Genomic DNA, 14,069 nt, shown 5'->3' with positions numbered 1-14,069 from the left:
ATCTACGAGGATCACTGTTTTTCGGTAATATCTTTGGCGTTGTACTGGAAGTACCGCGTCAAAATGTCCAGTTCGTTTTCGCTCATGCTGGTTCGCGCCCCCATTCCTTTGGCGATAGAGGGCCAGGCATTGACGGTGTAATGGTCAGCGGCAATAGGCGCATGGCAGCCAGCACAATAGGTGTCATCGAGTTTTTCAGCGTATTGCCATAACGGTTTACGATCCGCTAATACGGGATCGATTAGCGCCCCTTGTAATGACGCCTGACGCCATTGATTACCGTATTCGTCAGCCTGCCATTCCCCGTTTACCGTTAGCGCCTTGATACCTTCATCACTTAATGTGGCTAGCGCCAGACGTTGACCTGCCGCCAGGTAGAGCGTGTTTTCACTGCCCTGCATTTGATAACCCTGCAACAGAACGATCGGCTGTTTGCCACTGTCATCAACGACGGTGAGATCGGTACCAGGATTCACAGTGGCCAGTTCGCCTATGTGGGAAGGTTTGAAAGGATAAATATGTGCGCCATTGGTCACAGAAGTGGCAGCCTGACTTTCCAGTTCATGCGCCGCGTTGTCATCCATTTTTATTTCTGGCGGGAAATGGGCAATTCCTTTATGACAATCAATACACGTTTCACCCTCCTTTTGCGCTTTGGTATGCATTTTCTGCGCAGATTCACTTTGCGAGGCAATATCCATCGCATCAAAAGAATGGCAACTACGGCACGTTGCAGAATCCGATGCTTTTAATTCTTTCCATACTGTTTCGGCCATTTCCTGACGATGCGCTTCGAACTTATCGTCACTGTCTATTTTGCCGCTAACAAATTCATGATAAATATCTTTAGATGCTTTTAATTTGGCAAATAAATAATCCATCCCTGACTTTGGAATATGGCAATCGGCACATTCCGCACGTATACCTTTCTGGTTCGCAAAGTGGACAGTTCCCTGATATTCCTCAAAAGGTTTACTCATCGAGTGGCAGGAAAGACAAAATGCTGTATCCGACGTTTTATGTAAGGCTTTTTGCGCAAGCAATAACCCGCCGCCACCAACCACAACCGCTATCAGCAGAAAAAATAACCCAATGCGTTTTTTCCCTCGCATAGATTCCTCTAATTAAATTCCAGGACACCGAAATCATTGTATAAATAAATACACAACGAATTGACTACTTGCTTAATTCGGCACAACACTGCCTGAAATAATCGATAAAGAATATGATTTATTACAATGTAATCATTAATTGCGAAAGAATAACCCAGCCGTTATTTATAATATATATTTGTCAGTTTTAGTAATTTAAATAACATAATTAATGTGAATATATAAAACATTTTAAGCACAACGCTATGCGCACTGTCACCCGTTCTACACATCACAGCAATCGTTCGTTTTTTATACTGCCAGGAAATAAAAAAAGGCCCCTGTTGAAATTGCAGGGGCCTGGTACGAGCAAGCATCATATTGGGCGACATGATGCAACGGTAAAAATCATTTGGCCTGATGGCGTTCAATGATTCCTTTCATTTCAGCAACCGCCGCCCCGTCTACGACATAACGCGAATACTCGTCCGCGTGTGCATCTGATGACATGGACAATCCTTGATTACGATAACGCATCGGTGAGGCTTGCCACGCTCCCGCGGAGCTATGGACTTCCAGCACTCCGGCATCGAGGAAGTGGTGCAGGTTTTCTGCGCGAACTCCTGCTCCGGCCATGATGATTGGAGTATCACCATAGGCAATAAGTTCCATAATTTTTGATAAACCTTGCAGAGCGTCTGATTTTTGCCCGGAAGTCAGTACCCGGGCAATGCCCAATTTCGCAAGATTATTCATTGTATTTAATGGGTTAGCACACATATCGAAGGCACGATGAAAAGTAACGGCCAACGGACCGGCAGCAGACATTATTTTTTCCATTCGTAGCATATCGACATTACCGTCAACATCGAGAACGCCCGTCACCAGTCCCGGAAAGCCTAATTCGCGGACAGTACGAACATCCTCAAGAATGGCGGCAAACTCGCCGTCGCTGTAGCAAAAATCACCACCGCGCGGGCGGATGATCGGATGTACGGGAATCGTTATCTGCTGGCGCACGGATTTAAGCACGCCCAGCGACGGCGTTAAGCCCCCTTCTTTCGGTGCCGCACACAATTCAATTCTGTCAGCGCCATTTTGCTGCGCCGTTAGTGCGCACTCCATGCTGTAACAGCAAATTTCCAGTAATGCCATTTTTGCTCCTTAATTACGCCGACTGCTCGCTGTCGACGATCTCTTCAATGGACCACGGATGAAACTTAATGGTTGTTCTGCCATCGGTGACCGCCAGCGTCGGATTCGGTAATCGCTCATGCTCACCTTTTGGCGAACTGGTTTTAACTGAGATCCCCGGCAGGCTGAGTCCTTCATCAGAAAGCAACGCCAGCGCACGGGCATTCAGCGTTTCTGGCTCGCCCGGCAGAACGATTTCAATATGTTCCCAACCTTCGTGCGGGTAACGTTTTTCCCCGGGCCACGGTAGCTCAACAATGGAAAACTGCCAGTGAGCAACCTGTACCGGCTCATGCAATTTAAACAGACAAATCGGCCTGCCATTGATCATATTTTCTGACAGGAGTTCACCGCACTGTTCAAACCCGCGACGCCAGCGTTCAGCGGTGGCGTTTTGATGGCAACGCAAAGAAATGTGATCGGCAGTCAGCGGAGTGATATCCAATCCCAGACGGCGGGAAAGTTCATCTAATGCGTGGGTAAATCGCGGTAAATCCGATGCAATATCCTGCAGCTCGTCGATTGATTGCCAGTTCGCCATAATCACTCTTCGTCTTTTAGTAAAAGCGTTAATTTACCCTGTTGCCCTGCGCCAACCAACCGCTGATTTCACGCCGCTTCTGATGCAATAGTAAAAACGGCAATGCGCCGCGCGCACGTTGCTGACGAAAACAGCCATTTGCAGTATACTCCCGCCCTAATTTCTTTAACTGGTGCGGGCAATTTTTGCTCGCTTCATCAATGTAAGGTATTCCGGTGAATATTCAGGCTCTTCTCTCAGAAAAAGTCCGTCAGGCCATGATTGCGGCAGGCGCGCCTGCGGATTGCGAACCGCAGGTTCGTCAGTCAGCAAAAGTTCAGTTCGGCGACTATCAGGCTAACGGCATGATGGCAGTCGCTAAAAAACTGGGTATGGCACCGCGACAATTAGCAGAGCAGGTGCTGACTCATCTGGATCTTAACGGTATCGCCAGCAAAGTTGAGATCGCCGGTCCAGGCTTTATCAACATTTTCCTTGATCCGGCATTCCTGGCTGAACATGTTCAGCAGGCGCTGGCGTCAGATCGTCTCGGTGTTGCTACGCCAGGAAAACAGACCATTGTGGTTGACTACTCCGCACCGAACGTGGCGAAAGAGATGCACGTCGGTCACCTGCGCTCTACCATTATTGGTGACGCGGCAGTGCGTACTCTGGAGTTCCTCGGTCACAAAGTGATTCGCGCGAACCACGTCGGCGACTGGGGTACTCAGTTCGGTATGCTGATTGCGTGGCTGGAAAAACAGCAGCAGGAAAACGCCGGTGAAATGGAACTGGCTGACCTTGAAGGTTTCTACCGCGATGCGAAAAAGCATTACGATGAAGATGAAGAGTTCGCTGAGCGCGCACGTAACTACGTGGTAAAACTGCAAAGCGGTGACGAATACTTCCGCGAGATGTGGCGCAAACTGGTCGACATCACCATGACGCAGAACCAGATCACCTACGATCGTCTGAACGTGACGCTAACCCGCGATGACGTGATGGGCGAAAGCCTCTACAACCCGATGCTGCCGGGTATCGTAGCGGACCTGAAAGCCAAAGGTCTGGCAGTAGAAAGCGAAGGCGCAACCGTCGTATTCCTTGATGAGTTCAAAAACAAGGAAGGCGAACCGATGGGCGTGATCATTCAGAAGAAAGATGGCGGCTATCTTTACACCACTACTGATATCGCCTGTGCGAAATATCGTTATGAAACACTGCATGCCGATCGCGTGCTGTATTACATCGACTCCCGTCAGCATCAACACCTGATGCAGGCATGGGCGATCGTCCGCAAAGCAGGCTATGTGCCGGAATCCGTACCGCTGGAACACCACATGTTCGGCATGATGCTGGGCAAAGACGGCAAACCGTTCAAAACCCGCGCGGGCGGTACGGTGAAACTGGCCGATCTGCTGGATGAAGCCCTGGAGCGCGCACGTCGTCTGGTGGCAGAAAAGAACCCGGATATGCCAGCTGACGAGCTGGAAAAACTGGCCAATGCGGTGGGTATCGGCGCGGTGAAATACGCGGATCTCTCCAAAAACCGTACTACCGACTACATCTTCGACTGGGACAACATGCTGGCGTTTGAGGGTAATACCGCGCCATACATGCAGTATGCTTACACGCGTGTTTTGTCTGTGTTCCGTAAAGCAGAAATTAACGAAGAGCAACTGGCTTCAGCTCCGGTAATCATCCGTGAAGATCGTGAAGCGCAACTGGCTGCTCGTCTGCTGCAGTTTGAAGAAACCCTCACCGTGGTTGCCCGTGAAGGCACACCGCACGTGATGTGTGCTTACCTGTACGATCTGGCTGGTCTGTTCTCTGGCTTCTACGAGCACTGCCCGATCCTCAGCGCAGAAAACGAAGAAGTGCGTAACAGCCGTCTGAAACTGGCACAACTGACGGCGAAGACGCTGAAGCTGGGTCTGGATACGCTGGGTATTGAGACTGTAGAGCGTATGTAATCGCGTTATGTGTCAAAGGCCGATGTCGCAGTTACGGACATCGGCTTTTTTATCACCGCCGATAATTCACAATCACTTCATTACGTTGTACTTTCAGCGGCGGAATTAACCGCCCACCGCCAGGCACTTCCCAGATAAAGCGCAATGGTTCTGCTGCCGCTATACCGGAAAAGGCCACGGTGGTTCCGCTCTGCCCCTCTAATTCGACACAACGAGATTGTGAGCATAAACGTACCCGCAGTCCCGCGGGGGTCGGACCGATAAGCTGATAACGCCACGCCACCAGCGTCATCAATCCTGAAACAGGTTGTCGCGAAGAAAGAGGCGCAGAAGACATCGACTCACCGCGATGATTTAGCGTAATTCCGACACTACTTGCCTGCCACATCCCCTCCCCGGCGGCTTGCGCAATCACCGGAAACAACAGCATAGCCAATAAAGTTCTCATCATTTACCGCCAATTGTCGCCGTCATGCGGATATGTCGGTTATCAGATAGTTCCAGATTCGACAGCACCACTAACTGCGGCAAGCTGCGGCGCAGGAAGCGAGACAATAATGGTCGCAGCGCGTGGTTCACCAACAATACAGGCGGCGCACCCAACATCTCCTGACGGGATAGCGCTTCCTGAGTTTGCGCCAGTAAACGATCCGCCAGCCCTGGCTCCAGTCCGCCCCCGCCTTGCAACGCCTGTAATAACAAACGTTCCAGCGGCGTGTCGAGGCCAATAACATGGACTTCATCTTTGCCGGGGAACCACTGCTGGGTAATCGCTCGCCCCAACGCCACGCGCACGACGGCGGTTAATTCATGCGGATCGCTCTGAATGGGCGCATGCTCCGCCAGCGCTTCGAGAATGGTACGCATGTCGCGAATCGGCACTTTTTCATCGAGCAGATTTTGCAGCACTTTATGTAGCGTGGTGAGCGTGACGACGCCAGGAACGAGATCTTCCGTCAGCTTTGGCATCTCCTGGGCGACGCGATCCAGCAATTGTTGCGCCTCCTGGCGACCAAACAACTCTGCGGCGTGCTGGCTAATGAGATGGTTAAGATGCGTTGCCACCACTGTGCTGGCCTCAACCACGGTGTACCCCTGAATCTGCGCCTGTTCTTTTAGCGCACTTTCGATCCAGATAGCGTTCAGACCAAAAGCCGGATCGACGGTCGCTTCACCAGGTAACGTCCCGGCAGCGGTACCCGGGTTAATTGCCAGCCAGCGCCCCGGATAAGCATCGCCACTGCCAATCTCTACGCCTTTCATCAAAATACGATAACGTGCCGGTTGCAGATCCATATTGTCGCGAATGTGCACCACCGGCGGCAGGAAGCCCATTTCTTGGGCAAATTTCTTGCGAATACTACGAATACGGCCCAGCAACTCGCCATCTTGTTGGAAATCAACCATCGGGATCAGTCGATAGCCCACTTCCATTCCCAGAGAATCTTCCAGTTGCACATCATTCCACGTTGCTTCGACTACAGCATTATTCTCTGCCATTTTTACCGGTTTTGGTTCGGCTGGCGCTTTTTGATCGCGTCCGCGGATCCACCAGGCCAGCCCGAGCAATCCCGCCGTGAACAGCAAAAATACCAGGTTCGGCATTCCTGGCACCAGCCCGAGTAAACCGAGCACGGCGGCGCTTAACAACATAACGCTTGGGTTACTGAAAAGCTGATTCACCATCTGCTCGCCAACATCCTGATCGGTGCTGACACGCGTAACGATGACCCCCGCGGCGGTAGAAATCACCAGTGCCGGGATTTGTGCCACCAGACCGTCGCCTATGGTCAATAGCGTATAACTTTCCGCCGCGTGCCCCATGCTCATGCCATGTTGCAGCACACCAACCAGCAATCCGCCGACAACGTTAATGACCATGATGAGGATCCCGGCAATGGCATCGCCGCGAACAAACTTACTTGCCCCGTCCATTGAGCCGTAAAAATCGGCTTCCTGAGTCACTTCGGAGCGGCGTTTTTTCGCCTCATCTTCACCAATCAATCCAGCGTTAAGGTCGGCGTCAATCGCCATCTGCTTACCCGGCATACCATCGAGAACAAAGCGCGCGCCCACTTCCGCGATACGCCCGGCACCTTTGGTGATAACCATAAAGTTGATGATCACGAGAATGACGAACACCACGATACCGATAGCGAAATTGCCACCAACGAGGAAGTGACCGAACGCTTCGACCACCTTTCCAGCCGCCGCCGCGCCGGTATGCCCTTCCATCAAAATGATACGGGTTGAAGCTACGTTAAGAGCCAGACGCAACAGCGTGGTGAACAGCAGGATTGTCGGAAAGGCGGCAAACTCGAGCGTACGCTGGGTAAACATCGCCACCAGCAACACCATGATCGACAACGCGATATTAAAGGTAAACAGCAGGTCGAGAATGAAGGCAGGCAATGGCAGCACCATCATCGACAAAATCAGCAAGATCAAAATCGGTCCGGCAAGGATCTGCCATTGTGTCGATTTCAGGTTTGCGGGCAGGCGCAGCATCGCGGCCAGATTACTCATGGGTCGGTTTCTCGTTAATAAAATCCAGGGCTTCCGGCACCGGAAGATGAGTTGGTTGTACAGGGCGCTGTCCACCAGCCAGACGCCAACGTTTCAGTTGCCAGACCCAGGCCAGCACTTCCGCCACGGCGGCATAGAGTTGACCAGGTATTTGTTGACCGATTTCAGCATGTCGATACAGCGCACGCGCCAGCGGAGGCGCTTCGAGGGTCGGGACGTTATTTTCAGCGGCTATTTCACGAATGCGTAATGCCACCAGCCCCGCGCCCTTGGCAACGACTTTTGGCGCACTCATTTTGTTTTCGTCGTACTGCAAAGCCACTGAGTAGTGAGTTGGGTTATTGACGATAACGTCCGCTTTCGGCACATCGGCCATCATCCGCCGCCGCGCCGCAGCTCGCTGCATCTGACGGATTCGCCCTTTGACATGAGGGTCGCCTTCACTTTGTTTGAACTCATCACGAATATCCTGCCGTGACATACGCAGCTTTTTCAGGTGGCTGAAGATTTGGAAAAAGACGTCAAATCCCACCATCGGAATAACGCCAAGCACCACCAACAACGCGCATAGCCCAACCAGATCCATGGCGTTTCCCATGGCGGTAATCGGAGACTCGGCCATTAAACGCATCATCTGCGGCCAGTGGTGCCAGAGATAAAACCCCGTCACACTGCCGACCAGGATGGATTTCAGTATCGCTTTCAGCAACTCCGCGCCAGTCTGTGCCGAGAACATCCGTTTAATGCCCGGTAGCGGGTTGAGTTTGGAAAACTTCGGCTGCAAGGATTTGCCGCTAAATACCAGCCCACCCAGCATCACCGGAGAAATGAGCGCCACCAGCACCACGCCGCTAATCAGTGGCAGCAGCGCCAGCATGGCTTCTCTGATCAGCAGAATAATCTGCCCGAGGATCAGGTTCGGGTCATTGATAATACTGTGATCAAAATGCAATCCCGCGGAGAGCATGCCCGACAATCGACGAGCCAGCGACACACCGCCAAACCAGATAACACACACGCCCACTAACAAAATCAGCAGCGACGTTAATTCACGGGAACGCGGGATTTGCCCCTCTTCCCGCGCTTTTTCAAGTCGGTGAGGTGTGGGGGCTTCTGTTTTGTCGTCGCTCTCGTCAGACACGTCGCCAATCCTGGAAAGAGTAATAAGCGTGAATGATGCCAGAGCGCAAAGCGTTCAATGGTTTGAGTAAGGGGTAAAAAAGGCGGGATTTAGGGCTTTTGCCACAGCACATCAGGCATGGTGACATGTTTGTCGGGTACGGCGTAAACGCCTTATCCAACCTTGAAGATCGATGTGACGCGGCCGCGTCACATCAGGCAATACAAATCAGAATCCAAGGCTATCCAACAAATCGTCGACCTGGTCCTGACTGGCTACCACACCGGCTTTGCTGGTATCTACCTGTGGTCCATTCAGCAAACTCTGGCTTTCACGTTTCGGACGTGCATCCTGTTCCGGGATATTTTCCAGCAGCACCATTAGCAACTGGCGTTCAATCTCCTGAATGACATCCATCATTCGTTTAATGACCTGCCCGGTGAGGTCCTGAAAATCCTGCGCCATCATGATTTCCAGCAACTGCGCATTGGTAAAACGGGTATGCGTCGGCACATCCGCCAGAAATTGCCGTGTATCGGTCACCAGTTCGCGAGCGTCGGCAAGGTCAATGGGATCGGCAAACCAGCCATCCCAGCGTTGGGTTAACGCTTTTGCTGATTTCTCCATGTGATCCTGATGCGGTTGTGAAGCCTCAACACTGTTGAGCGCCCTTTCCGCAGCCTGGGCAGTCATCTGCACAACGTAGTACAAACGATCGCGGGCATCGGGGATGGCTTCCGCCGCTTCTGCAATGGCCTGGTCCAGCCCCAGCTCCCGCAGACTATCGCGCAGCATACGCGTCAGGCTGCCGATGCGCGCAATGATATCGCCAGCAGAATTTTCATCAGCAGGTTTAATTGATGGTTGCATCATAGTCGCATCCTCACATGCCCAGTTTCTCAAAGATTTTGTTGAGTTTTTCCTCCAGCGTCGCGGCGGTAAATGGCTTAACCACGTAGCCACTGGCCCCCGCTTGTGCTGCGGCAATAATGTTTTCTTTCTTCGCTTCTGCAGTCACCATTAACACCGGCAATGCTGACATCGCGCCATCAGCACGAATCGTTTTCAGCAACTCCAGGCCATCCATGTTGGGCATGTTCCAGTCGGAGATAACAAAACCATATCCTCCCGCCTGCAACTTATTGAGAGCGTCGGCGCCATCCTCCGCTTCCTCAACATTATTAAATCCAAGCTCTTTCAGCAGGTTACGCACGATGCGTCGCATGGTAGAAAAGTCATCCACAACCAAAAATTTAAGCTCTTTATCCGCCATCTCACACTCCTGATTTAAATACGTATCGCCTGTCCGGCACTGATTTTTGCCAGCATTTGCTGGCTTACCTGGCTAAGATCGACCACTTCGCAGACGCCACCCATATTGATGGCCTCGCGCGGCATGCCGAACACCACGCTGCTTGCTTCATTTTGCGCAAGAGTCCATGCCCCCGCCTGACGCATTGCTAACATTCCCGTCGCGCCGTCGTTGCCCATGCCCGTCAGAATCACCCCAACCGCATTACGCCCCGCCTGTTTGGCCACAGAATGAAACAACACATCTACCGATGGCCGATGGCGATTAACCGCCGGGCCATCGTGAATTTTGATTTGATAATTCGCGCCGCTACGCGCCAGTTCCATATGCCGATCGCCCGGGGCGATATAGGCATGCCCCGGCAAGACGCGTTCTCCGTCCTCGGCTTCTTTCACGCCGATTTGGCACAGCTTATTAAGTCTGTCGGCAAAAGAGCGGGTAAAACCGGGCGGCATATGCTGGGTAATTAACAGTGCCGGGCTGGAAAGCGGCAACGGTTGCAATACGTGACGAATCGCCTCAGTTCCCCCCGTTGAGGCACCAATCGCAATCAGCTTTTCTGAACTCAAGAGCGGTCCGGTCTTCAGCGGTGTCGGTGCCGATAACGGTTTATGCGCAGTAAGGCTTGCCCTTGCTGCCGTACGCACCTTTTCGGCAATCATTTCGCTATACGCCAGCATTCCTTCGCGGATCCCCAGTTGCGGTTTGGTGACAAAATCTATCGCCCCCAACTCCAGAGCACGCAGCGTGACTTCGGAACCTTTGCCAGTCAGAGAAGAAACCATCACTACTGGCATCGGTCGCAAACGCATTAATTTTTCGAGGAAATCCAGTCCGTCCATACGCGGCATTTCGACGTCCAGCGTCAGCACATCAGGGTTGAATTTCTTAATCAAATCACGCGCGACCAGCGGATCGGGAGCCGTCGCTACCATTTCCATGTCACTATGACTATTGATGATTTCTGTCATTATCTGGCGCATCAGTGCCGAGTCATCGACCGACAACACCCTGATTTTGCTCATCGTTAATCCTTACTTAGCGCATACACCGTCTGTCCACGCAATGTGAAGCTGCGCTCAAGGTGGCTAAAGTTTTCAGAGTGACCCGCAAACAATAATCCGTCGGGTTTAAGCAGCGGTACAAAGCGGCGCAAAATCTCCTGCTGGGTCGCTTGATCGAAGTAGATCATGACGTTACGACAGAAGATCGCATCGAACGGCCCCGGCGCAGCGTACTGTTTCGCCAGCAAATTCAGCGGGGAAAAATCAATGTAGTTCGCCAGTGCCTTACGCACACGCACCAGCCCTTGATGCGGCCCCGTACCACGCATGAAGTAGCGCTGGAGTTGTTGCGGCGTCAGGTTTTTCAGCTCTTCATGGCGATAAATGCCGCTTCTGGCTTTCTCCAGCACTTCGGTGTCGATATCGCTGGCGAACACTTTCCAGCGTCCGGGCGCGGTGCCCAGCGTGTCCGCCAGTGTCATCGCAATGCTGTAGGGTTCTTCACCTGTCGATGCCGCCGCACTCCATACGCGATACTCGCCAGAGCTGTGGCGGGCGTGCTCCGCGAGCAATGGGAAATGATGCCCCTCGCGGAAAAATGCCGTCAGGTTTGTAGTCAGCGAATTAATAAACGCCTGCCACTCGCCGCTGTGCTGATTAGATTCCAGTAAATTCAGATAATGGCCGAAGTCTGCAAGCCCCAGCGAGCGCAAACGGCGCACCAGGCGGTTGTAAACCATGTCGCGTTTGTGGTCCGCCAGGACTATCCCCGCACGTTGATAGATCAATTGACTTATCCGCCGAAAATGTGTGTCGGAAAGCGCCAGGCGCTCGGTCATCTGTAACAATAAAGACGTTTGCCCGCAGGGCAGAGATGATGTCATAGCGCCTTCTCAGTCACTTCAGGAAACCACTGATTCACCCGTTGTGCCGTTGCCGCCGCTTCTTCTGCCAGTGCGACGTTTTGTTGCATCACCTGATCCATCTGGCTGAAATGACCGAGTGAGTAAATACTCATCAAAATGTTTCCCAGTTTGGATCTTGTTCAGTAATACGCAGTCGCGGCTGTGCGGGTGGTTGTTCAGTGGTTGGACGGGATTGTGGTTTATTCGTTTGCGAGCTTGCAGCCAGACGGAATGTGGAAACTGCTTGTGTTAAACGGCTGGCCTGCTCTTCAAGGGCCGCCGCCGCCGCGGCAGACTCCTGCACCAGCGATGCGTTTTGTTGGGTGACGCGATCCATTTCCGACACTGCCAACGCCACTTGATCGATACCGCGACTCTGTTCATCCGATGCAGAGGCAATCTCGCCCATAATGTCGGTAACACGGGTGACGGCATTGACAATATTCGTCATGGTTTCCCCGGCACTTTCTACTAGCACCGAACCGGTATCAACGCGGGAGGCGGAATCTTCAATCAGCGCTTTGATCTCTTTTGCCGCCTGGGCGCTGCGACTGGCGAGATTACGCACTTCGCCCGCCACCACGGCAAAACCACGCCCCTGTTCCCCTGCTCGGGCGGCTTCAACAGCCGCGTTCAGTGCCAGGATATTGGTCTGGAAAGCAATGCCATCAATAACGCTAATAATGTCAGCAATTTTCTGCGAACTGTCGGCAATTTCGTGCATGGTTTTCACCACACCGTCCACGACTTTGCCACCATGCTGAGCAGTATCGGAGGCACTTTGCGCCAGTTGCGAGGCTTGACGGGCGTTATCGGCGTTCTGTTTCACTGTTGCTGTGAGCTGTTCCATGCTGGCGGCCGTTTCTTCCAGCGCCGATGCCTGCTGTTCAGTACGGGAGGAAAGATCGGTATTCCCCGCAGCAATTTCACGAGTACCAGCATAGATAGCGTCTGAACCTTCGCGCACATGGTTGACCGTGTCAGTCAGAGAGCGTTGCATATGTGAAACGCTCTGTGCCAGGTCGCCCATTTCGCTGCGTCCAGCAATGCTGAGGGTATGCGCCAGATTGCCACCAGCAATTTCCCGGATGTGAGAAATGATCTTCGCTAATGGGTTAAGTAGCATGCGGCGGATGCCGTACCACGCCACCAGCAGAATCAATACCACCACCAGCGCGATAACCGCCAGTTGCCACTGGGCAAATCGGTAATCATCCGCGTTGTCAGTGACGATAGCTTGATACCGTTTTTCACTACTGAGGGCGTACTGGGCAAAGGCTTCGCCCATCGCATTTTGCATTCCCTGGGTTGGCTGAGCGAAATAGGCTCCGGTATTGCCATAATCAAGATAATCAATCAGTTCTGTTAATGCTGTGTGATAGTTTTTATATTTTTCGTCGATATTACGACGGGTAGCGACCATTTCAGGTAACGGTGCCATGATTTTGAATTTTTTATAATGGATTGCAGCCTGGGCCAATGTTTTCCTGGCGCTATCAAGCAATTCAACTTTAGCGTTACTTTGTTGATTGGATGAATCCATCATCATCCGCACCGCTGAACGACTCAGGTTAATGCGCGTTTGCAGCATTAAATCCCAGGTTGAGGTCAGCTCGCTTTGCTGCTCCCGTAATTGATTGGAAACCACAAAACTTTTCTGGCTATGGTGAAGAGAAGAAAAAAACAGACTTCCGGAAATAAGCTGTAACAGTGCGAATACCCCCAGCACCATTACCAACAGCGTGACTACGCGGATACGGTTAATCATAAGGCACCTTCCTGAAAACAAGTTGGTTTCGTTATCGGCAGGAAGGAGGGAAACTTTATTTCTGATGCCAGTCATGGCGATATTAAAATGAAAAACCCAATGCGCAGGGCATCGGGCTCATTTCATTTGAGTACGGCGGGATAAATTATGCGACTTCTGATGCCGTGCTATCCAACAGCGCCATCTCTTCGCTATTCAGCAGTTTTTCGATATTAACCAGAATTAGCATGCGATCGCCCAGCGCACCCAGGCCGGTGAGGTATTCTGTGGAAAGCGTCACAGCAAATTCCGGTGCCGGGCGAATTTGTTCCGTCGTCAACGAAAGAACATCTGAAACGCCATCTACCACAATGCCGACCACCCGCTGCCCAAGATTCAGAACGATAACCACCGTGTTATCGTTGTACTCCACATCCACCTGGCTGAACTTAATACGCAAATCAATAATTGGCACAATCACGCCGCGCAGATTAGTGACGCCTTTGATAAACGCGGGTGTATTGGCAATCCGCGTAACCTGATCGTAGCCACGGATCTCCTGCACTTTCAGAATATCGATGCCGTACTCTTCGTCACCGAGGGTAAATACCAGAAACTCCTGGCCTGACGGTTCGCTGGCCAGCTTTGTTACATTTGTCATACCGGTCATATTTATTCCC

Annotated in this window: 14 protein-coding genes; 1 reads left to right on the top strand and 13 read right to left on the bottom strand. The window is 52.1% G+C overall.

Going from position 1 to position 14,069, the window contains the following annotated elements; genetic code table 11:
* Positions 1–11: 11 nt before the first annotated feature.
* The 3 genes from FEK66_RS09610 to FEK66_RS09600 all read right to left on the bottom strand — a co-directional run bounded on the left by FEK66_RS09610 (position 12) and on the right by FEK66_RS09600 (position 2,826).
* Positions 12–1,112 carry a NapC/NirT family cytochrome c gene (locus tag FEK66_RS09610; protein ID WP_138211458.1) on the bottom strand — a complete coding sequence of 367 codons (1,101 nt, stop codon included), beginning with the start codon at positions 1,110–1,112 and terminating at the stop codon, positions 12–14.
* 387 nt (positions 1,113–1,499) lie between these two features.
* Positions 1,500–2,246 (bottom strand): copper homeostasis protein CutC, encoded by a 747-nt coding sequence (cutC, locus tag FEK66_RS09605; protein ID WP_135494067.1) that lies wholly within the window; start codon positions 2,244–2,246, stop codon positions 1,500–1,502.
* 13 nt (positions 2,247–2,259) lie between these two features.
* The gene (locus FEK66_RS09600) at positions 2,260–2,826 is read right to left on the bottom strand and encodes a VOC family protein (RefSeq protein ID WP_135494069.1); all 567 of its coding nucleotides are present in this window, start codon (positions 2,824–2,826) and stop codon (positions 2,260–2,262) included.
* Between the two features lie 215 nt (positions 2,827–3,041).
* Between FEK66_RS09600 and argS the strand changes: the two genes are divergently transcribed.
* Positions 3,042–4,775, top strand: coding sequence for an arginine--tRNA ligase (gene argS / locus FEK66_RS09595; protein ID WP_138211457.1), 1,734 nt, complete (start codon positions 3,042–3,044; stop codon positions 4,773–4,775).
* A gap of 52 nt (positions 4,776–4,827) precedes the next feature.
* On the opposite strand, the gene flhe is transcribed toward argS, so the two are convergent.
* From flhe to cheW, 10 genes are all read right to left on the bottom strand, one after another.
* A complete protein-coding gene (gene flhe / locus FEK66_RS09590) occupies positions 4,828–5,223 on the bottom strand; it encodes a flagellar protein FlhE (protein WP_130208733.1) in 396 nt (131 codons plus the stop codon).
* Complete coding sequence (flhA, locus tag FEK66_RS09585; protein ID WP_135491483.1) at positions 5,223–7,301, bottom strand: flagellar biosynthesis protein FlhA; 2,079 nt, start codon at positions 7,299–7,301, stop codon at positions 5,223–5,225. Before flhA ends, flhe begins: the two co-directional genes overlap by 1 nt.
* Positions 7,294–8,442 (bottom strand): flagellar biosynthesis protein FlhB, encoded by a 1,149-nt coding sequence (gene flhB, locus FEK66_RS09580; RefSeq protein ID WP_130208511.1) that lies wholly within the window; start codon positions 8,440–8,442, stop codon positions 7,294–7,296. Before flhB ends, flhA begins: the two co-directional genes overlap by 8 nt.
* 207 nt (positions 8,443–8,649) lie before the next feature.
* A complete protein-coding gene (cheZ, locus tag FEK66_RS09575; protein ID WP_135494073.1) occupies positions 8,650–9,294 on the bottom strand; it encodes a protein phosphatase CheZ in 645 nt (214 codons plus the stop codon).
* A 10-nt stretch (positions 9,295–9,304) separates the two neighbouring features.
* On the bottom strand, positions 9,305–9,694 hold the full coding sequence (cheY, locus tag FEK66_RS09570; RefSeq protein WP_000763855.1) for a chemotaxis response regulator CheY: 390 nt from the start codon (positions 9,692–9,694) through the stop codon (positions 9,305–9,307).
* Between the two features lie 14 nt (positions 9,695–9,708).
* The gene (gene cheB, locus FEK66_RS09565) at positions 9,709–10,758 is read right to left on the bottom strand and encodes a protein-glutamate methylesterase/protein glutamine deamidase (protein ID WP_135494075.1); all 1,050 of its coding nucleotides are present in this window, start codon (positions 10,756–10,758) and stop codon (positions 9,709–9,711) included.
* 2 nt (positions 10,759–10,760) lie between these two features.
* On the bottom strand, positions 10,761–11,621 hold the full coding sequence (gene cheR / locus FEK66_RS09560; RefSeq protein ID WP_135491485.1) for a protein-glutamate O-methyltransferase CheR: 861 nt from the start codon (positions 11,619–11,621) through the stop codon (positions 10,761–10,763).
* Positions 11,618–11,755 (bottom strand): hypothetical protein, encoded by a 138-nt coding sequence (locus FEK66_RS25675; RefSeq protein WP_165383289.1) that lies wholly within the window; start codon positions 11,753–11,755, stop codon positions 11,618–11,620. The genes cheR and FEK66_RS25675 overlap by 4 nt, the downstream gene beginning before the upstream one ends.
* A complete protein-coding gene (gene tar / locus FEK66_RS09555; protein ID WP_135494079.1) occupies positions 11,755–13,410 on the bottom strand; it encodes a methyl-accepting chemotaxis protein II in 1,656 nt (551 codons plus the stop codon). Before tar ends, FEK66_RS25675 begins: the two co-directional genes overlap by 1 nt.
* 145 nt (positions 13,411–13,555) lie before the next feature.
* On the bottom strand, positions 13,556–14,059 hold the full coding sequence (gene cheW / locus FEK66_RS09550; RefSeq protein WP_130218676.1) for a chemotaxis protein CheW: 504 nt from the start codon (positions 14,057–14,059) through the stop codon (positions 13,556–13,558).
* Positions 14,060–14,069 lie beyond the last annotated feature (10 nt).

Source organism: Escherichia sp. E1130 (genome assembly GCF_005781065.1).
Classification (GTDB): domain Bacteria; phylum Pseudomonadota; class Gammaproteobacteria; order Enterobacterales; family Enterobacteriaceae; genus Escherichia.
This window is presented reverse-complemented; position numbering and strand designations above follow the sequence as displayed.

Bases quoted from the DNA above. Each gene is read 5' to 3' on its own strand.
- FEK66_RS09600 (WP_135494069.1), bottom strand. From the start codon at position 2,826: ATGGCGAACTGGCAATCAATCGACGAGCTGCAGGATATTGCATCGGAT.
- FEK66_RS25675 (WP_165383289.1), bottom strand. From the start codon at position 11,755: ATGAGTATTTACTCACTCGGTCATTTCAGCCAGATGGATCAGGTGATG.
- cheW (WP_130218676.1), bottom strand. From the start codon at position 14,059: ATGACCGGTATGACAAATGTAACAAAGCTGGCCAGCGAACCGTCAGGC.
- flhe (WP_130208733.1), bottom strand. From the start codon at position 5,223: ATGAGAACTTTATTGGCTATGCTGTTGTTTCCGGTGATTGCGCAAGCC.
- cheZ (WP_135494073.1), bottom strand. From the start codon at position 9,294: ATGATGCAACCATCAATTAAACCTGCTGATGAAAATTCTGCTGGCGAT.
- cheB (WP_135494075.1), bottom strand. From the start codon at position 10,758: ATGAGCAAAATCAGGGTGTTGTCGGTCGATGACTCGGCACTGATGCGC.
- cheR (WP_135491485.1), bottom strand. From the start codon at position 11,621: ATGACATCATCTCTGCCCTGCGGGCAAACGTCTTTATTGTTACAGATG.
- cheY (WP_000763855.1), bottom strand. From the start codon at position 9,694: ATGGCGGATAAAGAGCTTAAATTTTTGGTTGTGGATGACTTTTCTACC.
- cutC (WP_135494067.1), bottom strand. From the start codon at position 2,246: ATGGCATTACTGGAAATTTGCTGTTACAGCATGGAGTGCGCACTAACG.
- FEK66_RS09610 (WP_138211458.1), bottom strand. From the start codon at position 1,112: ATGCGAGGGAAAAAACGCATTGGGTTATTTTTTCTGCTGATAGCGGTT.
- flhA (WP_135491483.1), bottom strand. From the start codon at position 7,301: ATGAGTAATCTGGCCGCGATGCTGCGCCTGCCCGCAAACCTGAAATCG.
- tar (WP_135494079.1), bottom strand. From the start codon at position 13,410: ATGATTAACCGTATCCGCGTAGTCACGCTGTTGGTAATGGTGCTGGGG.